The sequence below is a fragment of the Alteromonas sp. KC3 genome, assembly GCF_016756315.1.
Taxonomy (GTDB): Bacteria; Pseudomonadota; Gammaproteobacteria; order Enterobacterales; family Alteromonadaceae; genus Alteromonas.
The window spans coordinates 120,011-144,747 of record NZ_AP024235.1 but is presented as its reverse complement, the minus strand read 5'-3'; the positions used below and the strand labels follow the sequence as shown (position 1 = coordinate 144,747).

The window sequence follows — 24,737 nt, the reverse complement described above, 5'->3', positions numbered from 1 at the left end:
GTTCCTAAAAATGGTTAAACTTAGTGTCGAGACTGACTATGACGAGACACTTTTTGAACCTCTGGCATGGTGCGAATTTTTTTCATTACACGGGCCAAGTGCACACGGTTATGCGTGGTCAGCTCTAGGTCAATAAAGTAGATATTACTCTCTTTTTCTTCAGTTTGCAGACCAATGATATTGGAATCGCACCCTGAAATAGTGTTCGTTAATGTTGCCAGTGTTCCTTGGTGATTAATCAATTCAATGCGAAGCGACGCTTTGAACTCGCCTTGTGGCTCATCATCCCACTGCATAGGCAGCACGCGTTGGGGTTCTTCTCTGGCAAGCTTGCGAATATTGTTACAGCCGGTTTGATGAATAGTCATACCGCGCCCTGGGCTAAGTACCGCCACAATTTCGTCGTCAGGTATTGGGTGACAACAACGTGAGTAGTGCACCAACAAGCCCTCTGTGCCACGAATAGCCACATTGCCTTTTTTGTCTGACAAGTCTGTTGTGCTTTCACCTAGTAGGCGGCGTGCTACGATAGCGCTTAGCTCATTACCAAGCCCAATATCTACTAATAAATCATCAAAGCTATCGTGTTTAGTTTCTGCTACAACGCGGTCGATATCGTCTTGTGGTATATCGTCTAGCTTCACGGCACCCAGTGCATGACGCAATAGGCGATTACCCATGTTCACCGCTTCTTGAGAATGCTGTTTGCGCAGATACTGGCGAATACGTGTTCGCGCCCGTGCGCTCACCACAAAGTTAAGCCAGTTAGCATTTGGCTTAGCTTTCGGTGACGTAATAATTTCTACCGTTTGACCATTTTCTAGTGGCTTACTCAAGCTAAAGTTTCTGCGCTCTACGCGCACGCCCACACAGGTATTGCCCACATCAGAGTGAACAGCATAAGCAAAATCAACGGCCGTGGCGCCCATTGGCAGTTCAATAATACGGCCATCTGGCGTAAACACATAAATTTCGTCAGGGAACAGGTCGGTTTTAACCGATTCGATAAATTCAAACGATGAACTGGCCGACTGCTGCAGTTCCAATAAGCTTTGCATCCACTTACGCGCGCGTAATTGTGCGGTAGTGCCGTTATCACCAGGTTCTTTATACAACCAGTGTGCCGCAACGCCTTTGTCCGCCATTTGATCCATTTCCTGCGTACGAATTTGAATTTCAACAGGGATACCGTGTGGACCAATCAATGAAGTGTGAAGCGACTGATAGCCGTTGGTACGTGGAATGGCAATATAGTCTTTAAAACGGTTTTCGATAGGCTTGTACAGGCCGTGCATCGCGCCCAATGCGCGGTAGCAGTTATCAACTGATGACACCACAATGCGAAACGCGTATATATCCATTACCTCATTGAACATCAGTTCTTTGTTTTTCATTTTACGGTAAATGGAATACAGGTGCTTTTCGCGGCCAAGCACGTTTGATTCAATTTCGTAGGCTTCAAGGCGTGTATTCAGTTCTTGCCTAATGTTTTCGATAATCTCTTTTCGATTACCGCGAGCCTGGCGCACCGCTGATTTTAGTGCACGGTGACGCATGGGGTACATGGCTTGAAAACCTAGGTCTTCCAGCTCGTTTTTAATATCGTGAATACCCAAACGGTGTGCAATGGGCGCGTATATTTCCAGCGTTTCAAGGGCAATACGACGGCGTTTATCGGGGCGAAGCGAACCCAACGTGCGCATATTGTGCGTACGGTCGGCCAGCTTGATCAAGATAACGCGAATATCTTGCACCATGGCCATCATCATTTTACGGAAGTTTTCAGCCTGCGCCTCTTGCTTAGTGCTAAACGCTAACTTATCGAGCTTACTTACCCCTTCCACAAGCTCGGCAACAGTATCGCCAAACGCCTCAGCTAAGTCGTCTTTGTCGTAGTGGGTATCTTCAATAACATCGTGAAGTAACGCAGCCATGATAGTTTCATGGTCTAAATGCATATCGGCGAGAATACCCGCCACCGCAACAGGGTGTGTAATATAGGGGTCACCACTTGAACGCATTTGGCCGTCGTGGGCTTCTTGCGCCAAAACAAAAGCATCTTGTACCAGCTGAACCCGTTCGGCTGGTAAATACTCAACAACTTTCTGCTTTAAACCTTCAAACAAATACACAGTGCAGCGTGACCCTTATATAACGTTACAACCCTAAGAATACGTTTTATTGTGCTATAAGCCAATACGCCAAAAGTAAAGCGCCAGTGCTTTTTTCAAAGCACTGGCGCTAAATTACTCGTAAACAGCCCTAAAGGGCATGTTTTACTGATCAGATAGAATATTTGCTACTGACGCAAATTCAGCATGTTCTTGCTGTTCTTGTGCTTGAAGCTCTGCTTGCTCAAGCGTAGCAGCAGTCACTAAGCCTTCTTCGATTTCGCGAAGTGCAGTTACAGTTGGCTTATCGTTTTGAACGTCAACCATAGGATCTTTGCCTTCAGTGGCAATTTGACGTGCACGGCGTGCAGCAACAAGCACTAGGTCAAAGCGGTTACCAATTTTATCTACGGCATCTTCTACAGTTACGCGAGCCATGTATTTCTCCGAAAATTAGGTTGAGCAAGTTATTCAAAAAACGGCCGCGTAGTATACATGGTTGTACCTCGCGATCCTAGCGTTTTGTGTGAAATTAACACAGCGCGATCGCACTGATCGCACGCTATTGGTTTAAAACACGTATTTGCTATTGCAAGCTTACGCGCTACCGAGCAATTCGTCCAATAAAGGCTGATGACGCATTTGTTGTTTAACGGTTCTTAGTCGCTGAGCTGTTACGATGGCTTCAAGATCGCTAAGCGCAGTGGCAAAGTCATCATTGACAATCACATGGTCAAACTCGTTAAAGTGTGACATTTCCGCTACCGCTTGTGACATTCTGCCCGCAATCACCTCATCGCTATCTTGGCCGCGATTATTTAAACGCTGCTCTAGAACATCTAGCGAGGGGGGCAAAATAAAAATACCACATGTATCTGGCATCAGTTCTTTCACTTGGCGCGCGCCTTGCCAATCAATGTCTAAAAATACATCAATACCACGGTGTAGCGTTTGTTCAATTGTAACGCGCGACGTACCGTAGTAATTGCCAAATACTTCAGCATACTCGAAGAAAACTCCCTGCTCGATAAGGGCTTCAAACTGTTCACGACTTACAAAGTGATAGTGTACGCCGTCTTCCTCGCCCGGACGAGGTTGACGCGTAGTATGAGACACAGACACCTGCATTGGCGAGGTAGTACTGCCCTCGTACTTTTCCATTAACGCTTTAATAAGACTAGATTTGCCAGCACCGGAAGGTGCAGCAAGAATGAACAAATTACCGAGTAGTGAAGCCATAGGGTATTAAAATTCTGTCAAAGTATGGTGATTTCAAACCGCAATGATAGCATAGGTAAGCGCACTGCAGTAATAACGATTGTATTAAGCGACATAAGCGCTCAAACGCGACACTAGATTGCGTAATAGTGTTTAGCTACAAATACACATTCACTGTAATGTGACAATAAAGATAATAATAAACCTTACAGCGCTTTTGCGCTTATGCGCTCTAGCCAACAAGCAACAAGACCAAACAGGATATACTAGAATGACCCAGCAACTTCTGCCGTGCGTAGAAATAAACCCCGCGGCTACGCCTGATGCCTGCGTTATCTGGCTACATGGGCTTGGTGACTCTGGTCACGGATTTGCCCCTATCGTCCCTGAACTTCGCTTACCTGATAGTATGGCGGTTAAATTTATTTTCCCCCATGCCCCGGAGCGACCTATCACCATCAATAATGGTATGCGCATGCGAGCGTGGTATGACATTAAGTCACTCGACTTTAACAGTCGTGCCGATTTAACGGGCGTGAAAGAATCAGCAGACCAAGTAGAGCAATTAATTCAAGCGCAAATTGATAGTGGCATTCCAGCAAACCGAATTGTACTCGCTGGCTTCTCTCAAGGCGGCGTGATTGCGTTGCATCTTGCCCCGCGCTTTTCACAACAGTTCGCTGGCGTACTGGCACTGTCAACATACATGTGTGAACCGTCATTGCTTGCGAGCGAAGCAACTGACACTAACCGTGCCACGCCTATAATGATGGCACACGGCGATCAAGATGAAGTGGTACCAGTATTTATGGGTAACGCTGCATTTAAAACGCTGTCAGATAATGGATTTAATGCTACATGGCAAACCTACACCATGCAGCATAACGTGTGTATGCAAGAGTTAAACGACATTAGCGCCTGGTTACAGAAAGTACTCGCAAGTTAGTGTCTGTTATTCCACAACTTTGTTTCTGCCGCTATTTTTAGCGGCATAAAGGTTGTCATCTGCCTGCTTTAATGTCGCATGAATGTTGTTATCTGTTAGGGCAGTGGCAACACCAAAACTAGCTGTAATGGCGTGGTGAATATCCCCTTTTTCAAAGGGGTTCTCTTCAATAGTTTCTCGCATCTTTTCGGCTAACTTTACTGCCTGGCTTAAACTGGCTTTAGGAAATAGCACTAAAAACTCTTCGCCACCCGTTCGGGCTACCACATCCGTATTGCGTACAGCTTGTTTCATTAGGGCGCAGAAATGAATGAGCACTTCATCGCCGATATCATGGCCGTATTTATCGTTTATGCGCTTAAAGTGATCAATATCTACCGCAACCGTACTGAGTGGAAAATAGCTGCCAGGGTCTTGCATGGCCCGTTCGAAAAACACCGCTTCGAGAAAGCGTCTATTGGGAAGCTTTGTAAGAGGATCAGTATTCGCCTGACGCATGCGCTCAAGGTTTTCTTTGAGCATTTCACGACGACTCTGATGCCAGAAGTATTCACCGATAAAAGCCACACATACAAAACAAAAGGTCGCTATAAGAAAACGCGATACATGCTCTGGTGCATACTCTGCTGCGATTTTATCTTGGTTGTACAGCATTAAAATAGCCAGCCCGAGCGTAATGGCCACGTACAAGATGGCGGGTTTATACCTCACAACAATAATTTGAATAAACAAAAGTGGGAAAATAAAGTACAACCCCGTGTTGTTTAATCCGCCGGTATATACCAATGCGTTTATGGTAAAGCAAACGATAATGCCTGCTACATAGTAGAAAAGATCGTGTCGGGGAAAAACATGAGACAGTACTACGTTGGCATAAATAACAGCAGCAGAACCTGCGAGCGAGCCCACGAGCAACATATCGCCGCCATTGATGTTAATCCACGCCATAATTGCCATTATGGTGCCGCCAACATACGATATGAAATACAGCGTTAAACGTCTGCGTTTCGCTTCCGCCTCATTTTGCTGTGTACCCCGTAACAACTGCCTTACCGATGAGTGTTCCATTACAACACCTGCTCCCCAATATCACGCCTGCTTAACACATTGTCTTTGTTCAGAATAAACCGAGCCTTAGTCATTCACTAATTTGCCACCACAGCATAGACTGATTTGCGACGTATCTCCAAACAGAAAACTATGGGTATTTTCAAACATTAAGCCTTAGAATGGGTATACTAGTGCGAAGTTAGTGCATAACGTTTTTGCAACCCAAAGCAACACGCTCTAGCATACACACAACTGTTAAATTTAATTTGTTTGGAATCACCATGAGTCACCTTAACACTACCCGTACCATTCGCATTGCAACAAGAAAAAGTGCACTGGCACTTTGGCAAGCTGAATATGTGAAAGCGAAGCTTATAGAGCATTACCCTTCGCTAACGGTAGAGTTGGTGCCAATGAGTACTCAGGGCGATAAAATTTTAGATACACCATTGGCCAAAATTGGCGGCAAAGGGCTATTTATTAAAGAGCTTGAAATTGCCATGCTTGAAGGGCGAGCGGATATTGCTGTGCACTCTATGAAAGATGTTCCAGTGGCATTTCCTGATGGGTTTGGGTTGCATGCCATTTGTGAGCGCGAAAACCCATTTGACGCTTTTGTCTCGAATAATTTCGATAGCATAGATGCACTTCCTCAAGGGGCCGTTGTGGGCACATCAAGCTTGCGCCGTCAGTGTCAAATTAGTAAATACCGCCCTGATTTAGTGATTAAAGACTTGCGCGGCAACGTGAATACACGACTCGCCAAGTTGGATGCGGGTGAATACGATGCCATTATTCTCGCTTCTGCGGGCCTAATTCGTCTTGAAATGGAAACGCGTATTCGCATGCCACTGCCTGCCGATATTTCGTTGCCAGCGGTAGGACAAGGCGCAGTGGGCATTGAGTGCCGCAACGACGATGATGAGCTTATCGCACTACTTCAAGCCTTAAACCACGACGACACCCATACACGTGTAACCGCTGAGCGCGCCATGAATGAACGTCTGGAAGGGGGATGTCAGGTTCCTATTGGTAGTTTTGCAACGCTAGATGGCGACGCGCTTACCTTAACAGGGATGGTGGGCAAACCCGATGGTTCAACGCTTTTATTTGCCTCTGCTACGGCATCAAGAGAACGCGCTAATGACATTGGTATTGAAGTCGCAGAGGCATTACTTGCCCAAGGTGCTGGTGAGATTTTAAAAGCGTTGTATAACTAGCGAACCTTTGATGCTACTTTTCACTCGCCCGTTGCCAAAATTAAAAACAAGTGCCCGTGCTTTTGAAGACGCGGGTATTGATGCGGTAGGCGTCGCCACATCAGATATCGTTTACATTCCTTCAGAAAGCCGTGCAGCGCGCGATTTCATTTCAACTACAGCGTTAGATGCCATAGTGGTAACCAGCGTGTATGCCGTAGAGGCTACCGTAGAAGGCATAAAGCAAAAAAGTAGCACTGATACTCATTTGACAACCTTGATTGCGGTGGGCGACGCAACCGCCAAGAAATTACACAAGGCTTTTAGTCACACGCCAAATGTGAAAATACTCACGCCTTGCGACCATACATCAGAAGGTATATTGGCAATGCAGCAACTCAATGAGCCAAATTGCCAACATGTAGGTATTATTAAAGGTGAAGGTGGGCGAGATGCCATTGCGCAAGGACTGGTGCAACGCGGCATCGAAGTGAGCAGCTTTTGTGTTTACAAGCGCGAGCAACTTACCCGTCCAGTTTACACAAAACGGTGGAAAATTAGCGACGTTAGCGGCATTATCGCTACAAGCGAAGCAATGGCGAACCAATTAATTACGCACTATGGCAATACACTTTTGACCCTGCCATGGTTAACCGTAAGTGAGCGCATTGCCAATTCATTGAAGAACATTGGGGTGGAACGCGTGTTTGTTTGTTCACGCGCTACCGATCAGGCCTTAACGGCTTGGGTAAAGGATAACTGGGAGTATTAAATGGCCAATAATAATGAGAGTCGTCCTCAAGGCGATGAGTTGGTAACGGTTAGCGCCGAAAAAGAGGTTATCGACTCAAAAACGGATACGCCTTCTTCGCCCAAGCAAGCCAAATCATCAGGTAACGGGCTACTTTGGTTTGTCGTTGTCATTCTGTTTTTGATATTACTTTCAATGGCCGGTGCAGGTTATTGGTACTACATGCAGCAACAAACTGCACAACAGCAAACGCTAAACGCCCAGCAAAAGAATGCCAGCGACCTTAACGCAATGGTACAAGAGCGCAACCAGTTGAATGCGAAACTGGATGAAATTACCAAGAGCAATAATGCGCTCAACAATGCACTCAATGCATTACAATCGGAAAATGAAACCCTTGCTCTGCAAGCAGAATCAGCCCTAGAGCAAATTAAGAATATGGAAGGTCGACGACCTGCAGATTGGCTTATTGCCGAAGCAGATTACCTCGTTCGTATGGCTGGTCGTAAGCTATGGTTGGAAAATGACGTCCGCACTGCCATTTTGTTGTTAGTAAATGCTGACAAACGCTTAAAATCTTTGGCCGACCCATCTGTGTTACCCGTTCGCGCTGCCCTTGCTGAAGATATTCAAACGCTTCAACAGCTAAATCCAGTGTCACCTAGCTCGGTAGCGCTCGCGCTAACAGGCATGGTTGCACAAATTGATAAACTACCATTAGATACTTTCGAAAAACCGCAAGATGTGGATGCCCAAGACAATACCTTGTCTGAATCTACCGATGATTGGAAAGCCAATTTAGCTAAAGTATGGGATAAGTTGGTAGGCGACCTATTTACCATTAAAACGATTGAGGGCCCGGTTGAGCCAGTATTGTCGCTGGAAGCACAGTTTTTACTCAAAGAGCAACTGCGCTTACAGTTAATGCATGCACAGTCGGCTGCGTTGAAGGGTGACGCAGGCCTTTACAATCAATCGCTACAATACGCTCAAACCCTGCTTATCGAAAAATTCGATATAGAGACTAGCCAAGTCACTGGTTTTGTTAACGCAATTCAGAATTTGCTTAATACCGACGTGTCTCGCCCTATTCCTTCAGAGTTAAAAGCACAAAAGCCGCTTGAAGGGTTACTTGATAACCGTGTAAAGCAAGTGTTTGGACAAGGAGCTAGCGCACTATGAGATGGTTAATGATTGCGTTAGCGGTCCTTGCCGCATTTATTATTACGCTGATTGTCGGGCCAATGATATTGGGCGATAAAGGCTATGTGCTTATTTCCCTTGGCAACAAGGGAATTGAGATGACGGTGATAAGCTTTAGCCTGTTTCTTATTATTGGTGTAGTAGGTGCTTATGCCTTGTTGCGTCTAGTCATGTGGGCATTAAGCTTATTTACAGGTTCACATAAATGGTTTGGTGCACTGGGAGAGCGCAAGCGAAAGCGTGCGTTTTACGATGGCTTGCATGCCATGGCAGCCGGTGACTTTGAAACTGCTAAAAAAGCATTGAGTAAAACCACCAACGGTGACTTTGAAGGCGTAAATTATTTAGCCTCTGCTCAAATTGCTTTCGCCAACAACGACTTCGACAAAGCGCGTTATTTCCTAGAACAAGCTAGCGAGTTTGCGAATGCAGCCCTTGCCGCTACCGTGATGCACGCACGTATCGACATGGTTGATGGCAAACACGAAGCTGCGCTTGCGAAATTAGATGAGCTTGATGACAAGTCTCGTGAGAACAGACAAGTTGTGCAATTAAAGGCGCAGATACTTGCAGCACTAGGACAGTGGCAAACATTACAAAATAACTTAGGTAGCTGGCGAAAAGCGCTATCAAAAGAAGATTACACTGCGTGGAGTCAGCGCATCGCAAAAGGGAAGTTTGCAGAGATTGCCAGCAAACAAGGTGCCGTTGAGCTTAAGACCTATTGGGACAATTTACCCCGTAAGCTTCGTCACGACGACGCTTATCGTGCGGCGTACATTCAGCAACTGCTCGACCAAGGTATGCACGCTGACGCTCAGCAGTTACTGGTTGATTGGCAAAAACGCGGCCTAAATAGTGCGTTGTTCCCACTTTTCACGCAACTGAACATTCCGGACTCGTCACCGTCACTACGCCTACTGGAAAGCTGGATAAAGCAAGACGAAGATAACGTGGCGTTATATTCAACACTTGGCCAAGTAGCATTTAACTCGGGTGACGACGTACTTGCAGAAAAAGCGTTGTTAAAAGCGACCAAAATGAAAGCACGAAAAGAAGATTTATTGCTGTTGTCAGCCATAAGCGAACGTAATCAAGACACAGCAACTGCCCTTCAGCTTTACAAAGAAGGGCAGCAAACAGCCGGTTAATACACCCCCCACATATCCAAGGGTTGTAAAAACTTACTTATTGGATATATAGTAAAAAACAAGTTACTTGTCGGAGTGCTTCACTGGATATCCAGTAAGCTGAGACCGCGAAAGCGGGATCCGTTGAACCTGATCAGGCTAATACCTGCGAAGGGAACAAGAAAATATAATGCTGAAGTAGAAATGTTGTTGTGCTGTTGTGGTTTTGTAATAGCACGCGTTGTCACTGTGGATTGGATGTCTTAGCATCTTGATGCCTTGGTGTTGCATAGCGCAAAAAGCCACGTACTGCGACAACCTTCTTGCTTCAATCCTGCGTTATATTCTCCTTCACTCCTGACAAGCATTTTTAAACCTAAACCTTTAAGGCCAAAATGCTATGTCGACACGACGCGAACAGCGCCAACAAGCGCAGCAATTTATCAATGAACTAGCGGGCGAAGCGTACCCTAACTCCACACGCCACTACGAAACCGGCAGCCGCGATGATATTAAAGTGGCTATGCGCCTTATCCACCAGCACGACAGTTTGGTAGGTGGCACAGAAGAAAACCCACTCTTTGAACCTAACCCAGCCATTCCTGTTTATGACACATCCGGGCCGTATGGCGACCCAGCGCAAACCATTGATGTTCACAAGGGCTTGTCACCACTTCGCCAAGCATGGATTGCAGAGCGAGACGACACATTTGCACTGGATGGCGTGTCATCATCATTCGCTAAAGAACGAGAAAATGACATCTTCACCGAAGATTTCCGCTTTATTCGTGAGCGTAAACCACTGAAAGCCAAGCAAGGCAAGAATGTTACGCAGTTGCATTATGCTCGCCAAGGTATTGTGACCCCCGAAATGGAATACATTGCCATTCGAGAGAATATGAGCCGACAGGCCATTAAAGAAGCAGAGCTAACGCAACAGCACAAAGGCGAACACTTTGGCGCCAACTTACCAGAGACTATTACCCCTGAATTTGTGCGAGATGAAGTCGCCGCGGGCCGTGCCATTATTCCATGCAACATTAATCACCCTGAACTTGAGCCAATGATCATCGGGCGCAATTTTTTGGTGAAAATTAACGCCAACATTGGCAACTCCGCGGTGACCTCATCGATTGAAGAAGAAGTGGAAAAGCTGGTGTGGTCAACCCGCTGGGGTGCAGACACCATTATGGATTTGTCTACCGGCCGTAACATTCACGAAACCCGTGAATGGCTATTGCGTAACAGCCCCGTGCCACTTGGCACAGTCCCTATCTATCAAGCGCTAGAGAAAGTGAATGGCGTAGCAGAAGACTTAACTTGGGAAATGTTTAAAGACACACTTATTGAACAGTCAGAGCAGGGCGTAGACTACTTTACTATTCACGCGGGCGTTCTGCTTGAGTATGTGCACCTTACCGCCAAACGCGTAACGGGCATTGTGTCGCGTGGCGGTTCTATTATGGCTAAGTGGTGCTTGAGCCATCACAAACAAAGCTTTTTGTATGAACATTTTCGCGAAATTTGTGAGATTTGTGCGCAGTACGACGTGTCGCTATCTCTTGGCGATGGCCTTCGCCCTGGCAGCGTGGCGGATGCAAACGATGATGCACAGTTTTCAGAACTGCGCACGTTAGGCGAGCTAACCAAAATTGCATGGGAATACGATGTTCAAGTAATGATTGAAGGCCCAGGGCATGTGCCAATGCACATGATTAAAGCGAACATGGAAGAGCAGTTAACGCACTGCCACGAGGCACCGTTTTATACCCTTGGCCCACTTACCACAGACATCGCGCCGGGTTACGATCATTTCACGTCAGGCATTGGTGCTGCCATGATTGGATGGTATGGCTGCGCCATGCTGTGCTACGTCACGCCAAAAGAGCACTTGGGGTTGCCAAACAAAGAAGACGTCAAGCAAGGCTTAATTACCTACAAAATTGCGGCTCACGCAGCAGACTTAGCAAAAGGCCATCCTGGCGCGCAAATACGGGACAACGCCATGTCAAAAGCGCGCTTCGAGTTTCGCTGGGAAGACCAATTTAACTTGTCTCTGGACCCCCACACTGCCCGCGCTTATCACGATGAAACGCTTCCTCAGGCATCTGGCAAAGTTGCGCATTTTTGCTCAATGTGCGGCCCCAAGTTTTGCAGCATGAAAATTTCGCAAGAAGTGCGTGATGTAGCAAAACAAGCTGAGGAGAAACAGCAAGGTATGCAGGATATGGCTAAGGCGTTTAATCAATCGGGCGCAGCGCTTTACCATGCGGCAGATACTAAGGTGAACTTGCCATGACACAGTCGGTAATGAAAAAGCGGGTTGTGTGGTGTGTTGGTGGGATTGATTCTAGTGGCGGTGCGGGCATCTCTCGCGACGCTATTACACTGGCAGACCTTGATGTACACGCCTGCTTACTGACAACTCAGCTTACCGTACAGTCAAATACAGTGATGCTAAGTCGCGATCTAACAAAAGTATCTGCTTTGAATGCACAGTGGCAAGTGTTGGCACAGGATGCCTTGCCCAGTGCAATAAAAATTGGGGCTATTGCCAATGACGAGCAAGCACAACTATTGTGTACTCGTATACAAGCCCTTGGCGCAGCACGCCCTTTTGTCGTTTGGGATCCGGTATTTAGCAGTTCGTCGGGCGGTCAATTAAGTGAGCTAAGTACCCATGCAATAATGCAGTTGCTGCAAACTGTCGATGTCGTTACCCCTAATACTCAAGAGCTTGGCCTGCTTGCACAACATACTGACGACATTACCTGTGTGGAAGATGCCCTGACGTGCGCTAAGCAGCTCATCACTTTCGGCGCTCATGCAGTTCTTGTAAAAGGTGGGCACCTAACCGAGCCATTAGGTGCTACTTTAAATAGCACTCAGGTGTTCGATATATTTGTCACTACCAATTACACGCGAACATTTGCGCTCAAGCGCAATAGCAATGGCGAGTTGCGCGGTACAGGGTGCATGCTTGCCAGTGCACTGTGTGGGTTTGTTGTGCGCCATTATGATTTGCTTGATGCACTCACCCTCGCTATTGCGTACGTAAATCATGTACGTCAGTATTGTGCACAAATTCCTGGACTTACCTTCAACGCGCGCACTATCGGGTTTCCTCAATGTCCAAGTGCTTTTCCCGATGTGTACGCTGATACTAATCACACGGCCAGTGCGCTTTCACAGATTAGTAAGTCGTCTTCCCTTTTACCCTTTGCGCCACTTATAGAACGCGAAATGGGTATTTACCCTGTGGTTGATAGTGTCGAATGGCTAAAAGAGCTACTGCCTACAGGTGTTAAAATAATACAGCTGCGAGTAAAGCACGGCCCGCCGGATGCCATTCGCGACCAAATCAAACAAGCCATTGATATGACGAGTAATACGTCATGTCAGCTGTTCATCAACGACCATTGGGAATGGGCCATTGCGTTGGGCGCTTATGGCGTACATTTGGGCCAAGAAGATTTAGAAAATGCCAATCTGCATGCCATTCAACAAGCAGGGTTGCGCTTAGGTATTTCTACCCATGGCTATGAAGAAATTCAACGCATCAAACGCTTAAAACCCTCTTACATTGCATTAGGTCATATATTTCCTACCACCACGAAGGATATGCCCTCAAGCCCTCAGGGCGTATCTCGACTTGCGAATTACGTTTCACTTTGCGAAGACATTCCAACCGTGGCAATAGGGGGTATTACACGCGCCCGCATTAACGCTGTTGCTCAAACTCACGTAAACGGCATTGCTGTCGTCACGGCAATTACACAAGCCGACAATCCTAAAGACGCATTTCACGCATTGGCGCGGGAGGCAGGCTTTGCTTACTAAACAGGACATAAAGCGCTACAGCAGACAACTCGGGCTTAGCGAAATTGAAGAGCAGGGGCAGCAAAACATTATGCAGTCTCACGTGGTGGTCATTGGTCTTGGTGGATTAGGTACGCTTGCCTCACGCTACTTGGTAGGCGCTGGTGTAGGTAAAATTACATTAATTGATGGTGATGTTGTCGACATGAGCAACCTACAACGACAAATTGCCTACAACGAAATGCACTTGGGCGAGCTTAAAGCCAAAGCGCTTTGCAATGAACTCAAAAAAGTTAACCCACACACAACCTGCAATTATAAAAGCTTATTTGTTGATAGTAACAACTTACCAACCTTACTAAGCAATGCGACTTGCGTACTTGATTGCACCGACTCAGTTGCCACGCGCCAGCAAATAAACCATGCCTGTATAGCGTCTTCAATCCCGTTATTTACGGCAAGTGCTAGCGGTGTAACGTGGCAAGCAATAAACATCTCATCACAGGTTAAAAACACAGGCTGTTATGCCTGCTTAGTCGAGCATATTACTCTTCAAGAGGATTGCATCAGCCAAGGAGTGCTTGGACCTGCGGTAGGTATGGCCGCCTGCCATCAAGCTGCGCAAGCGTTACTTTTTCTGTCTAAACGCTACGGTGCGGATATCCAATGGGGACGCTACCTCAACTGTCATGTTGCACAAGGCAGCATGCAGTCGTTTTCGCTTTTACCTTCATCACATTGCGAGGTTTGCCAGTGACTCAAATACATATCAGCGTTAATAGTCAGGCCATGAATGTTATTGCGCCTATATCTTTAAGCGAGCTTATCGCATTGAAATCACTCGACAGCGTAGGTACAGCCGTTGCGGTAAACAGCACCATTGTCAGTAAACGAGAGTGGTCAACAACCCACTTAAATTGTGGTGACACCATCGATATATTCACACTTGTAGCCGGAGGCTGAGATCATGTTAACGCTTGCCAACCATTCTTTTTCCTCTCGATTGCTTACTGGTACAGGAAAATTCAGTGATCCCGATACAATGCAAGATGCCCTTAGTGCCTCGCAAAGCGCTATTGTGACACTGGCGATGAAACGCGTAGCCAGCAATACATGTACAGACATGACACTGAGTGTTTTACGCAATCTTGGAGTCACCCTATTGCCAAATACCTCTGGGGCTAAAACTGCACAAGAAGCGATATTTGCTGCAGAACTCGCCTATGAAGCAATTGGCAGTCAGTGGATAAAGTTAGAAATACATCCTGACCAACGGTATTTGCTTCCCGACCCCATTGAAACCCTTAAAGCCGCTGAAGTATTGGTTAAAAAAGGTTTTCATGTTTTGCCCTATTGCGGCGCCGACCCCGTACTTTGTAAACGATTAGAGGAAGTCGGCTGCGCTGCCGTTATGCCATTAGCTGCGCCAATTGGTAGTAACCAAGGCCTTCAAACTAAACCCTTCTTAAACATTATTGTTGAGCAGGCGACAGTGCCTGTCATTGTAGACGCAGGCATAGGAAAACCCAGCGATGCCATGGCGGCCATGGAAATGGGTGTAGATGCCGTGTTGGTCAATACTGCCATTGCCACAGCGCGCAATCCCGTTGCCATGGCCAATGCCTTTGCCAGTGCGGTAGAAACCGGCCGGCAAGCGTTTGAAGCCGGGCTTGGTACAACACACCGTACAGCGCAAGCATCTAGCCCGCTAACGGCTTTTTTAGACCGCGCGCTAACGTAATGTGGGAGTGCACAGTATGAAAGTAGCCGACGCTTTGCTACAACAAGATTTGTCTCATATTGCCCTAACGCTTCACAGTAAAACGCGCAATGATGTGGAACACGCCCTTAGCAAAGAGAAACTCGAGCTTGATGACTTTATGGCGCTCATCTCACCTGCTGGCGCAAACTATTTAGAGGCTATGGCAAGCCGTGCTTACCACCTTACCCGCCATCGCTTTGGTAACACAATGCAGTTATTTGTGCCGTTATACCTCTCGAACCTATGTGCCAATGAATGCACCTATTGCGGGTTCACCATGAGCAACAAAATTAAGCGCACCATATTGTCAATTAGCGATACGCTATCCGAGGTTGCTGCAATTAACGCAATGGGGTTTTCGCAATTACTGCTTGTCACGGGTGAACACGAAACCAAAGTAGGCATGGAATATTTCGAGCGCACCATTGACGCTATTCGCGACAAAGTAAGTTATCTAATGATGGAGGTTCAGCCGCTTACGCTAAATCACTACAAAACATTAAAAGAAAAAGGGTTAGACGCGGTGTTGGTTTACCAGGAGACCTATTCCCCCCAGCATTACGCCAAAGTACACACGCGAGGTAAAAAGCAGGATTTTTTGTGGCGACTAGAAGCCAGTGATCGCATTGGCCAAGCGGGTATAGACAAAATTGGTATAGGTGCCCTACTCGGCCTTGGCGACTGGCGTGTAGACAGCGTAATGACCGCCTTGCATGGCCGACTAATTCAAAAACATTATTGGCAAAGTCGAGTCTCTATTTCGTTTCCCCGATTGCGCGCATGCGAAGGAAACCGAGATGGTGCACAGCACTCTCGACACTTGCCAGATGAAAAGCAATTACTTCAATTAATATGTGCACACAGGTTGTTTAACCCGCATGCAGAACTTTCTTTATCAACCCGCGAGTCGGCAGCTTTTAGAGATGGCGCTGCCCCCTTGGGAATTACGTCGATGAGCGCGGCATCGCAAACGCAACCGGGTGGCTACAGCACACCAACCACAGCACTAAATCAATTTGATATAGACGATAATAGACCTGTCGATAAGGTAGTCAAAGCTCTCGCCGTAAATGGTTTAGAGCCTGTATGGAAAGACTGGATGCCCTTTGGTTAGTGAAGACAAACATTCGAACACATATAAATTGACAGCAAAGACTCAGTTTGAAACAGTAGTAACGCTATTTAGAAAGGACAAATAGCGTTTTTATTCAAATACGGATGAATATACCTATGGAAAAATGGATTTCAGTAGTAGGCAGCGTGGTGTTTTTGGTTGCACTACTCATCACCCAAGGCGCCTCTGCGCAAAATTATCAAGCCATAATTTGCAACAACTGTGACGAGACCGAAGCAAAAGCATTTACACTTCTTGGTGAGTTCAACGTCAAGCATGCGTGTAGGGGAAAGCCCCCTTCTAAGGCCGACCACGCGCAAGCCTGTGCCGCTAAGTCCAATCCAATATTAGTTGCCAACGCATCAACAGAAAAAATCTGGGGCTTTCACGTATTTTACGCCGGCCTAGACGATATACGCTTAAGCGCACAACCTTTCACTGTGAACAACAAAACCCAAAAGGTAATGAAAGAGATTGTCAAAACCTACGCACAGCTAGACGAGGTAATTCAGTCGGTCAACCATAAGCTTACAACCCCATCAAGCGTGTTAGAAACAGTACAGTCAGCGCCTTCAAGAAACTGCGGTAACAATTTGCCCATTGCCTCTGCAATAGGAGCCGCATTCTCCCCACGCACAAACAGCAAATTATTAGAGCTTGTCCAAGACACCTACCTGCATAAATACCCTGATCAGGGAGCGCGGTTTTCGAACAGTCATTTCACCGGCAGCCACTTTTCGGTTAGCACCGATAACATCAATATTGAGGGCACAAGGGAGGTAATAAACAAACATAGATTAATGGTGGCAGACTTTTCGGATGCTAAGACAAGTACGACGTTAAACCGCATTGCATACAACGTTTATTTGCAAAACCATGTTCTCGGTATCTCGGTTAACGAAAATGCCTCTAGAATAGATGGTATTGCGATTAGCGCCCTAAGTGCAGGTGCCTTAACGAATACTAACCCGTGCATGCTCGAACACCTCAATAAGTATTGGGAAGCGAGCGTACAATCAAGTGCTTCGGGCGGTGATTTTGGAGATAGCGGCTTAACAGATTACGGTAGAGGCTTTAACTTTATTCCTCAACCAAGTAATGGCGGTGGTGATGAAAGTGAAATCTGTACGTGGCGTTTTTATAACCCTCAAGGCGAACCTACATTTACTATGCAAGGGGCGTGTCCTTAGCAACAAATAAAAGGTTTTAAAAACATACAACTACACCTTTAGCGCGGAAATAACACCATCTGAAAAAGCATTAGTTTTTCTTACGCAAAATAAGAAAAAATATGTTTTGATTTCCGCGCAAACCCTCCGTACAATCCGCGCAAATTTTAGCCAGACATACCAGTGTGTTCGTCTGGCTTTTTTATTATATTTAACCCATATTAGGGTTGTCATAGCCGTTTTATGTTTGAAGGACAGTGCGTTGGATACCGTTGAATTTATTCAAATTCGTAGATTTATCGTGAAGCTTGGAAAAATGCTGCACAAGTACGGTACGCCTGCGTTTCGTTTAGAAGCCTATTTAGGCGAGGTAGCAAAGTACTTGGGCGTACACGCTTCGTTTATTTCTACACCGACGTCGCTCACGTTTGTGATTTGGAGCGATCGCCACGAAGACGAATATAATCACGCCGCGCGCCTTCTACCTGGCGACCTTGATATGAACGCGCTGTCGTTAACCGATGAACTGGCCAGTGAATTATTGGCGGGAAAATTATCACTTAGCGAAGCTGATAAACGCTTAAATGAAATTGACGCAATGGGCAGCCCCTATGGCAAATTCGTAACGGGTGTTGCGTTTGCCATGGCGACAGGTGCGTTCGCCATGCTAATGGGAGCAAGCTGGAGCGAAATTGGCTGGTCTGGCGCGCTAGGTATTGTGGCTTACCTTTGGACACTTTGGGCACAAAAGTCGAAGCGGGTTAACCTTATGCTTGAACCCGTTACGGCCTTTGTTGGCGGCATTTTAGCCTGTGCTGTGGGCAGCTATATTGACCCAGGTATTAACATTCCGTTAGTGGTACTGTCGTCAGTCATTGTATTTGTACCTGGTCTTGCACTCACCATGGGGCTTGCCGAATTGTCGTCGCGCAATATGGTATCAGGTACAGCCCGTACCATGGATGCCATCATGCAACTATTTAAGTTGTATTTTGGTGCGTTTCTTGGTGTATCAGTTGGGTTTAGTGCATTTGGCGAAAACATTTATACGCCTGCAGAATCACTGCCTTACTGGGCGACGTGGTTGGCGGTATTTTTATTGTGTTTTGCACTTGTTGCGATATTCCGAACACGCTTGAAACATATTCCGTGGGCGCTTGCCGCAGCATTTATCGCGTACAGTGCTACCGCATTCAGTTCAGATTATATGAGCCCGGGATTAGGGGCTTTCGTGGGTGCTTTTGCCTTGGGTATCTTTGCTAATGCGTTTACCCGAATTGCCAATCAACCGGCCACTATTGTGGCTATGCACGGATTAATTGTGTTGGTACCTGGCTCTAAGACATACATTGGTTTGAACTCATTTATGACAGGGCAAGACTTTGTTAAAGCCGATCACCTTGGCCAAGAAGTGTTTTTGATCTTCATGTCATTAGTGGCTGGACTTATTTTTGCCAACGTTGTTATGCCAACTAAAAAAGCGCTTTAACTGCTGGTAGATTGGCTACTTAAGCAGTTTTATAAGCGCTCGTCCTAGCCTTGCGTTTAGCGCGCCTGCGGCAATGGCTTCGGCTGAATTTTCCATAAATTTAGCCGACAAACTGCCACCAATTTGATTGGCCACTTCATCTGTGGCTAAGTCAAACACGCCTTGTGCTGCAATGTTTTGAGCAAGCACTTTAAGTAACTTCCAGTTGCCCACTGTACTGGGGCGAAGCCCGTAAACTCTTGCCAAACGCCGAATGGTTCTAAAGCTTATCCAAATTACCGCGAACGTTTGAATGAGATTATTGGGGCTAATAAATGCCAGGCTCCCCGCGGTCACAGATTCCTTGTTTAATACTTTGTGCGCTTTGGCTTGCACTTGTATTAGTACGGTATCTTCATATAACCCTAAATACTCGGCCGATGTCATGTCGCTTTGCAATTGCTGCTGATAGCGCTCAAAGCAGTGTGCAGCGTAAGACCCTTTACTAAATCGCTTACCATGATGTAGTAACACACTTTGCACTTTCTGCGGCGAGGTTTCACTGCCTTTGCTCGCAAGCAACTCGCGAATAGCACCCGCATCATCCATTGCGGTATTCACTTGCTTATAGCCTCGCCACTCTCGAAAACTTAAAAAACTAAAGCAACTGACAAAGCCCGCTAACATAACGCCTAATACACTTGCCCCGATGGGGTGCTCGGCCATATTTGCCATTAATGTGGTGTAGGCTTCAAAAACAAAAAAGCCTAACAATGACACTACACCAAAGCCCAATGTTGCCGTACCCAACGACACGCCTTTTTCTTTAGCGTCTACTTCCCATACATCTTGTGCCACCTGCTGCGGCAGTTTTGTCTCGGGCTGAGCAATATCTAAAGTCTGTGTAGTTACTTTCGTTTTATATTGTGGTTTTTCGTTCATGCTAATACCTTCATAAGCGCGTGTGCGTTATTGCCTAGCAGCACGTCGGCCTGTTTACGCTTGGCGCTTTTGTGTTTAAGCCCAACACGCTCTAAATCTCTTCTTTCCCGAGTAGAAATTGCAGTAATCTGTCTATGCCTTTTCCTGCCAGAATGCGCGCCTTAAAGTCGGAAGGCACGGTTACGTGTGGCACGGGAAAATGACTGCCCTCTTCCATCTCTTTCAATTTACGTGGCACCGGCTCAAATGTGGATTCTACATACTGCCCTTCGCTATTTTTGTAGCGTATAGCGTTATCGCTTCCCCCTTCGTCAGTAACCTGCATAGCTGATACCAAAAAGTGTTCAAATTGAATAGGCTTATCGGTAAATCGAGCCCGTGCCCCTTCTGTTATCTGAGTGAGTAAACTCAACAGATTATCTCGTTGACTATGAGGAATAAGATCAGCTTTAGTGGCAACAAATGCGACTCGGCCAATTTGTTCTTTTTTCAAAATAGTGCGCGAGAACCACCCGCTTTGCCCATAGACGAAGGTATCGGCTAAATGACTTAGCGTTTCTTTGAGCTGATATAGGTGCTGTCTACTGTGATTTAGCCCTTCAAACAAATCGATAAGAATGATTTGTTTGTCAGTTTCTTTGAAAATGGACTGCTTCAATGGCGTGAGCCATTTCGTTTGAAATGTTGAAAAGTGCTTGTTAAACGCAATAAACCAAGGGTGTGACACGTCGCTCGTTATACTTGAAGGCAGTGGCGTAAAACCAAATTCACGCCAATTAAAGTCACTGGACTCCAGCAAAAAACTTCCCGGTTGCAACAGCGATATGCCATTGGCTTTTGCCTCTACCAAATAACTTCGATAGGCATCAAGTAGTTGTGTTATGCGCTCAGGGGTAGGTGCTTGCTCAAAATCGAACTGATTAACAACGGCCTTCCACGCATTCGCGTAATATTGTTGAGGACCACTGCTAAGTTGAGCCCACGCCGAGTCTGACCACTGTGCGTAGGTTTTACTTAACATAGGAATGTCGGTTATCCACTCTCCGGGATAATCAATAAATTCAAACACCACGTCGGTGTGTGGCAATACGTGGCGCTTAAGCGACGCGGTTTGCTTAAGCCGAACAATTAACTTAAAACCATAAGCTTCTTCGGTAGCATCAGGCCAAATACCTTGCTCTAGTGCTTCTATGTTGTCTAGATGAGGAAAGGGTTTATAGCCCTCGATGGGCGCTATTTGCATGTCTAACACTTGTGAAGGCGGGAGATAACGCAGTAATGGCAAGCAGGCATAGCCCTCTTCACTTCGACTTTTCAGCATAGTGATAAGACTGGTAAACAGCATAGACTTGCCACTGCGACTAAGCCCTGTAATGGTAAATCGGTGCGTTTCTTTGCTAAACACATCAGCCAGTTTGTCGCCAGTTAACGACGCCACAGCCCGTGTTTTATCAAACAGCGTAGCGATATTTTTTTGCATACAGCCCGCATTACTCCTTTTAATTACCTTGCTGTGCCCTCTACTGAGCGGCACCTGCTGCGTATTTCGCAGTTGCCCCTACGTGACACTGTGCATAGTTTAAATGTGGTTGTAAAGCGGGTAAAAGCAAGGGTAATGCCACGTAAAACCCTTCGGTAATGCGTTTACGGCAAGTTTGTTTTAGTGTTCTCGAGTAAGGCCAAACAACTTTTTCTTGATGCGGTTTTTGCTGGAATGCCAGTGATTCTTGGGCTTTCGCGGTGCATTTTCTATAACGTGTTCAAAGTCGATATCGTCTTTCTTTGTTGGCTCAACGTGCGCACAAAAGAATGTATCAATTTGTGACTGAGCTAGCTTGGTTAAGCTGTCTCTGTATTGATTAGGATGGCAAAGAGGATATGGCGGTACTAATTCGCCTTTTACTTTCACTAACACGTCAGCAATATAAGCCTGCTGGCTTGGTACGTGAACAACAGATAAATCATGGTCAGTGTGACCTGGTGTGTACATTATCTGCCAATTAGCGAAACCAGGTAGCCGCTGTCCGTCTTGTAATAATAGATCTGGCGTTAGAACAGGGTTATACCACACTGGCATTTTGGGTTTTCCAATGCGGCTTGCCACCCACAAGGTAAGCAACAAATCGATACTATGGGCCACACGCCCGGTAACCCCACTATACCAGTGAGGCGCTTTAGGATGTGCGGCCACTTGCGCCCCTGTTCGCTCGCGAAGACGTATCGCGCCCCCGGCGTGATCAGGGTGCATGTGCGTGACCACCACTAACGCTAAGTCACTCAGCGGCCGCCCAAGGGTTTGAGTAATATAAGCACATACCTTATTCACATCTGCACGACTACACCCATCTAGCAACAGTAGTTTATTATCCTCTTCAACAAGATAAATGTGCTGTATATAGCCAGGTAACGTGTGGATCTTCATAGATATACTCAATCAAATAATGCGCGCATGCTATCAAACATTACTTACCATGACCAGATTCAGCGAAAAGATGTAACATTAAATCTTTCAACCACATTAAGCCGGGCTCCCCCTCATGCTGACTATGCCAGTATAAGTGCGTTTCAAGTGCAGGAAGCCCGTAAGGTAGCTTTGTACTTATCACGTTGTCGTCAGCCACTGCATCAACTACCGAGCCGGGAAGCGTGAGCAGCGCGTGAGTACTTGAAACCACATCAGCAGCAGCACGGTAGTTTTGGCAGCGCCATAATGAGGGTCTACTCACACCCAATTGTTGTAGCGCAATTTCTTCAACTGAGGCCCCCTTTGCACGGTTCGACACCGTAATATGACGCGCTGCAAGATATCGGCGTTTATCCAGTGTGGTCACTAGAGGGTTGTTTTTATTCATCAACACTCTGTAGGTATCGCGGCGTAACAGAGAATGCGAGATGGGAGAGGCAACAGCCCGTCCGATATCAATCACTAAGTGCAAACTGCGATTGCTTAAGTCACTGAGCATAGTGTCGCGGTGAAGACGAGTGCTGACTACTTCAACGTTTGGCGCTTCTTTTTCTAACCTTGCCAATAGCGTAGGTAGCACACCCAGTTCAAGTGACTCTTGCATCGCAATCACAAAACGCTGATGGCTATGGGCTGGATTAAAGTTTGAAAACTCACCCAATGCTTTTCGAATGTTGCTAAGCGCTTGCAAGATGGTCGGCGCAAGACGCTCGCAAGCAGCGGTTGGCAGCATACTTTGCTTTTCTTTAACAAATAAAGGGTCGCCTAGTATATCGCGAAACCGTCGCATAGCGTGGCTAACAGCAGAAGGTGTAATATGCAGCGCTTCGGCTACTCGCGTCATGTTTTTGTGCTGCCATAAGGCTTCGAACACCTTGAGTAAATTGAGATCGAGTTTTTCAAACTGCCGCTGCTCACTCATTTCTTGCCCCTGTCCACTACTTAGTTGTTTGCATTATCTGCTTGGCATCTTGCGATATGCCAACAGCCTAGCACCATGAACAAAATTCACAACAATAGAGGATTATATTTCATTTCATTCACTCAGTAACTTTCACTACTATAGGTCAAAACGCAACCAATTTGATTAGGTGCCCTATGGACTTTTCGCATAACGATAAAACCAAAGCCTTACTTGAGAAACTCGACGCTTTCATCGCAGAGCATATTGAGCCTATTGAGAATGAGGTATACGACTTTCACCACAAAGAAAACAACCACGGCGACTGGAAAAACTGGAAACTTCACCCTGGCACTGAAGCACTAAAAGCGAAAGCGCGAGAAGCAGGGTTAGCGAACTTGTTTTTGCCCGACGCCAAGCTTGGGCAAGGGCTTACAACATTAGAGTATGCGCCCATGGCGGAGCGCATGGGTAAATACCTTTTTGCGCCAGAAATATTTAACTGTAATGCCCCAGATACAGGCAATATGGAAGTGCTTTATCATTTTGGTAACGACGCGCAAAAAGATAAATGGCTAACGCCTTTATTGGCAGGTGAGATTCGCTCTGTATTTGGTATGACCGAACCTGATGTGGCATCGTCAGACGCAACGAATATGGCCGCAACCATTATTGAAGATGGTGACGATGTTGTGATTAATGGCAAGAAATGGTGGTCTACGGGCTTAGGGCACCCTAACGCAGCAATTACGATTTTTATGGGGCTATCTAACCCTGAAAACGATAAACATAGCCGTCATAGTATGGTCGTTGTGCCACTTGATACACCAGGGATCACCATTAAGCGTATGCTTGACGCCTATGGCGATTATGATGCCCCTTACGGTCACGGTGAAATGCACTTTGACAACGTACGAGTAAGTAAAGACAACCTTATTATGGGCCTAGGCAAAGGGTTTGCCATTGCACAAGGTCGCTTAGGGCCAGGGCGTATTCATCACTGTATGCGCGCCATTGGTATGGCTGAAAAAGCCCTAGAACTTGCCCTTGAGCGCGGTCATGAACGCGTTGCCTTTGGTAAGCCTATTATTCGCTTGGGTGGCAACCTTGAACGCGTTGCCGATGCACGAATGGCAATAGAACAAGCGCGCTTACTAACTCTTCACGCTGCGTGGAAAATTGACAACTTGGGCGTAAAACACGCTATGACAGAGATTTCCGCTATCAAGGTAGTGGTACCCAATATGCTGCAAAGTGTAGTAGATATGGCTCTACAAATTCATGGTGGTGCAGGCATGTGTAGCGACTTCCCACTTGCGCGATTTGCCGCAGGCGCTCGAGCACTTCGTCTTGCTGATGGTCCAGATGAAGTACATAAAGGTATGGTATCGAGACTGGAACTTAAGAAGTACCAATAGTTAATCAAGCAGATAAAACGCGACGAATGTCGCGTTTTATTTTTTCCATATCTACTTTTCAGCACTTTGAGC

The 24,737-nt window shown here is 46.4% G+C and carries 22 protein-coding genes and 1 riboswitch; of the genes, 14 read left to right on the top strand and 8 right to left on the bottom strand.

Annotated elements, in window-relative coordinates; translation table 11 throughout:
* Window positions 1-20 precede the first annotated feature (20 nt).
* The 3 genes from spoT to gmk form a co-directional block, all read right to left on the bottom strand.
* Window positions 21-2,132, bottom strand: a complete 2,112-nt coding sequence (gene spoT / locus JN178_RS00655) for a bifunctional GTP diphosphokinase/guanosine-3',5'-bis pyrophosphate 3'-pyrophosphohydrolase (protein WP_202263136.1) — start codon at window positions 2,130-2,132, stop codon at window positions 21-23.
* Between the two features lie 144 nt (window positions 2,133-2,276).
* The gene (rpoZ, locus tag JN178_RS00650; RefSeq protein ID WP_014947805.1) at window positions 2,277-2,549 is read right to left on the bottom strand and encodes a DNA-directed RNA polymerase subunit omega; all 273 of its coding nucleotides are present in this window, start codon (window positions 2,547-2,549) and stop codon (window positions 2,277-2,279) included.
* A gap of 159 nt (window positions 2,550-2,708) precedes the next feature.
* On the bottom strand, window positions 2,709-3,350 hold the full coding sequence (gene gmk / locus JN178_RS00645) for a guanylate kinase (RefSeq protein ID WP_202263135.1): 642 nt from the start codon (window positions 3,348-3,350) through the stop codon (window positions 2,709-2,711).
* 250 nt (window positions 3,351-3,600) lie between these two features.
* Here gmk and JN178_RS00640 point away from each other — a divergent pair, with 250 nt between their 5' ends.
* Window positions 3,601-4,275 carry an alpha/beta hydrolase gene (locus tag JN178_RS00640; RefSeq protein WP_202263134.1) on the top strand — a complete coding sequence of 225 codons (675 nt, stop codon included), beginning with the start codon at window positions 3,601-3,603 and terminating at the stop codon, window positions 4,273-4,275.
* A 6-nt stretch (window positions 4,276-4,281) separates the two neighbouring features.
* Here JN178_RS00640 and JN178_RS00635 read toward each other — a convergent pair whose 3' ends face one another.
* A complete protein-coding gene (locus JN178_RS00635) occupies window positions 4,282-5,343 on the bottom strand; it encodes a GGDEF domain-containing protein (protein WP_202263133.1) in 1,062 nt (353 codons plus the stop codon).
* 263 nt (window positions 5,344-5,606) lie between these two features.
* On the opposite strand from JN178_RS00635, the gene hemC reads away from it, so the two are divergent.
* From hemC to JN178_RS00575, 12 genes are all read left to right on the top strand, one after another.
* Window positions 5,607-6,545 (top strand): hydroxymethylbilane synthase, encoded by a 939-nt coding sequence (gene hemC, locus JN178_RS00630; protein ID WP_202263132.1) that lies wholly within the window; start codon window positions 5,607-5,609, stop codon window positions 6,543-6,545.
* A 10-nt stretch (window positions 6,546-6,555) separates the two neighbouring features.
* Entirely contained in the window at window positions 6,556-7,296 is a 741-nt protein-coding gene (locus JN178_RS00625; protein WP_202263131.1) for a uroporphyrinogen-III synthase, read from the top strand.
* Window positions 7,297-8,457: a uroporphyrinogen-III C-methyltransferase gene (locus JN178_RS00620; RefSeq protein ID WP_202263130.1), complete on the top strand. Its 1,161-nt coding sequence runs from the start codon at window positions 7,297-7,299 to the stop codon at window positions 8,455-8,457.
* Entirely contained in the window at window positions 8,454-9,629 is a 1,176-nt protein-coding gene (locus tag JN178_RS00615; RefSeq protein ID WP_202263129.1) for a heme biosynthesis HemY N-terminal domain-containing protein, read from the top strand. Before JN178_RS00620 ends, JN178_RS00615 begins: the two co-directional genes overlap by 4 nt.
* A gap of 61 nt (window positions 9,630-9,690) precedes the next feature.
* Window positions 9,691-9,802: riboswitch (TPP riboswitch) on the top strand.
* A gap of 206 nt (window positions 9,803-10,008) precedes the next feature.
* On the top strand, window positions 10,009-11,907 hold the full coding sequence (gene thiC, locus JN178_RS00610) for a phosphomethylpyrimidine synthase ThiC (RefSeq protein ID WP_232369652.1): 1,899 nt from the start codon (window positions 10,009-10,011) through the stop codon (window positions 11,905-11,907).
* Complete coding sequence (thiE, locus tag JN178_RS00605) at window positions 11,904-13,448, top strand: thiamine phosphate synthase (protein ID WP_202263128.1); 1,545 nt, start codon at window positions 11,904-11,906, stop codon at window positions 13,446-13,448. The genes thiC and thiE overlap by 4 nt, the downstream gene beginning before the upstream one ends.
* Complete coding sequence (locus JN178_RS00600) at window positions 13,438-14,184, top strand: HesA/MoeB/ThiF family protein (RefSeq protein WP_232369651.1); 747 nt, start codon at window positions 13,438-13,440, stop codon at window positions 14,182-14,184. Before thiE ends, JN178_RS00600 begins: the two co-directional genes overlap by 11 nt.
* Entirely contained in the window at window positions 14,181-14,390 is a 210-nt protein-coding gene (thiS, locus tag JN178_RS00595) for a sulfur carrier protein ThiS (RefSeq protein WP_202263127.1), read from the top strand. The genes JN178_RS00600 and thiS overlap by 4 nt, the downstream gene beginning before the upstream one ends.
* 4 nt (window positions 14,391-14,394) lie before the next feature.
* Window positions 14,395-15,168 (top strand): thiazole synthase, encoded by a 774-nt coding sequence (locus JN178_RS00590; protein ID WP_202263126.1) that lies wholly within the window; start codon window positions 14,395-14,397, stop codon window positions 15,166-15,168.
* A gap of 16 nt (window positions 15,169-15,184) precedes the next feature.
* A complete protein-coding gene (gene thiH / locus JN178_RS00585) occupies window positions 15,185-16,303 on the top strand; it encodes a 2-iminoacetate synthase ThiH (protein WP_202263125.1) in 1,119 nt (372 codons plus the stop codon).
* A gap of 116 nt (window positions 16,304-16,419) precedes the next feature.
* Window positions 16,420-17,493, top strand: a complete 1,074-nt coding sequence (locus JN178_RS00580) for a hypothetical protein (RefSeq protein ID WP_202263124.1) — start codon at window positions 16,420-16,422, stop codon at window positions 17,491-17,493.
* 241 nt (window positions 17,494-17,734) lie between these two features.
* Window positions 17,735-18,961 (top strand): threonine/serine ThrE exporter family protein, encoded by a 1,227-nt coding sequence (locus JN178_RS00575; protein ID WP_202263123.1) that lies wholly within the window; start codon window positions 17,735-17,737, stop codon window positions 18,959-18,961.
* 15 nt (window positions 18,962-18,976) lie between these two features.
* Here the strand turns inward: JN178_RS00575 and JN178_RS00570 are convergent, their stop codons facing one another.
* From JN178_RS00570 to JN178_RS00555, 4 genes are all read right to left on the bottom strand, one after another.
* Complete coding sequence (locus JN178_RS00570; RefSeq protein ID WP_202263122.1) at window positions 18,977-19,882, bottom strand: YcjF family protein; 906 nt, start codon at window positions 19,880-19,882, stop codon at window positions 18,977-18,979.
* 91 nt (window positions 19,883-19,973) lie between these two features.
* Window positions 19,974-21,362, bottom strand: a complete 1,389-nt coding sequence (locus tag JN178_RS00565) for a YcjX family protein (protein WP_202263121.1) — start codon at window positions 21,360-21,362, stop codon at window positions 19,974-19,976.
* A gap of 180 nt (window positions 21,363-21,542) precedes the next feature.
* Entirely contained in the window at window positions 21,543-22,304 is a 762-nt protein-coding gene (locus tag JN178_RS00560) for an MBL fold metallo-hydrolase (RefSeq protein WP_202263120.1), read from the bottom strand.
* A gap of 40 nt (window positions 22,305-22,344) precedes the next feature.
* Window positions 22,345-23,268 (bottom strand): LysR family transcriptional regulator, encoded by a 924-nt coding sequence (locus JN178_RS00555; RefSeq protein WP_202263119.1) that lies wholly within the window; start codon window positions 23,266-23,268, stop codon window positions 22,345-22,347.
* A 176-nt stretch (window positions 23,269-23,444) separates the two neighbouring features.
* On the opposite strand from JN178_RS00555, the gene JN178_RS00550 reads away from it, so the two are divergent.
* Entirely contained in the window at window positions 23,445-24,665 is a 1,221-nt protein-coding gene (locus JN178_RS00550; protein ID WP_202263118.1) for an acyl-CoA dehydrogenase family protein, read from the top strand.
* Window positions 24,666-24,737 lie beyond the last annotated feature (72 nt).

Excerpts from the sequence above, each read along its gene's own strand:
- rpoZ (WP_014947805.1), bottom strand. The coding sequence starts at position 2,549 with ATGGCTCGCGTAACTGTAGAAGATGCCGTAGATAAAATTGGTAACCGC.
- gmk (WP_202263135.1), bottom strand. The coding sequence starts at position 3,350 with ATGGCTTCACTACTCGGTAATTTGTTCATTCTTGCTGCACCTTCCGGT.
- JN178_RS00640 (WP_202263134.1), top strand. The coding sequence starts at position 3,601 with ATGACCCAGCAACTTCTGCCGTGCGTAGAAATAAACCCCGCGGCTACG.
- JN178_RS00635 (WP_202263133.1), bottom strand. The coding sequence starts at position 5,343 with ATGGAACACTCATCGGTAAGGCAGTTGTTACGGGGTACACAGCAAAAT.
- hemC (WP_202263132.1), top strand. The coding sequence starts at position 5,607 with ATGAGTCACCTTAACACTACCCGTACCATTCGCATTGCAACAAGAAAA.
- JN178_RS00625 (WP_202263131.1), top strand. The coding sequence starts at position 6,556 with ATGCTACTTTTCACTCGCCCGTTGCCAAAATTAAAAACAAGTGCCCGT.
- JN178_RS00620 (WP_202263130.1), top strand. The coding sequence starts at position 7,297 with ATGGCCAATAATAATGAGAGTCGTCCTCAAGGCGATGAGTTGGTAACG.
- JN178_RS00615 (WP_202263129.1), top strand. The coding sequence starts at position 8,454 with ATGAGATGGTTAATGATTGCGTTAGCGGTCCTTGCCGCATTTATTATT.
- thiC (WP_232369652.1), top strand. The coding sequence starts at position 10,009 with ATGTCGACACGACGCGAACAGCGCCAACAAGCGCAGCAATTTATCAAT.
- thiE (WP_202263128.1), top strand. The coding sequence starts at position 11,904 with ATGACACAGTCGGTAATGAAAAAGCGGGTTGTGTGGTGTGTTGGTGGG.
- JN178_RS00590 (WP_202263126.1), top strand. The coding sequence starts at position 14,395 with ATGTTAACGCTTGCCAACCATTCTTTTTCCTCTCGATTGCTTACTGGT.
- thiH (WP_202263125.1), top strand. The coding sequence starts at position 15,185 with ATGAAAGTAGCCGACGCTTTGCTACAACAAGATTTGTCTCATATTGCC.
- JN178_RS00580 (WP_202263124.1), top strand. The coding sequence starts at position 16,420 with ATGGAAAAATGGATTTCAGTAGTAGGCAGCGTGGTGTTTTTGGTTGCA.
- JN178_RS00570 (WP_202263122.1), bottom strand. The coding sequence starts at position 19,882 with ATGAACGAAAAACCACAATATAAAACGAAAGTAACTACACAGACTTTA.
- JN178_RS00565 (WP_202263121.1), bottom strand. The coding sequence starts at position 21,362 with ATGCAAAAAAATATCGCTACGCTGTTTGATAAAACACGGGCTGTGGCG.
- JN178_RS00560 (WP_202263120.1), bottom strand. The coding sequence starts at position 22,304 with ATGAAGATCCACACGTTACCTGGCTATATACAGCACATTTATCTTGTT.
- JN178_RS00555 (WP_202263119.1), bottom strand. The coding sequence starts at position 23,268 with ATGAGTGAGCAGCGGCAGTTTGAAAAACTCGATCTCAATTTACTCAAG.
- JN178_RS00550 (WP_202263118.1), top strand. The coding sequence starts at position 23,445 with ATGGACTTTTCGCATAACGATAAAACCAAAGCCTTACTTGAGAAACTC.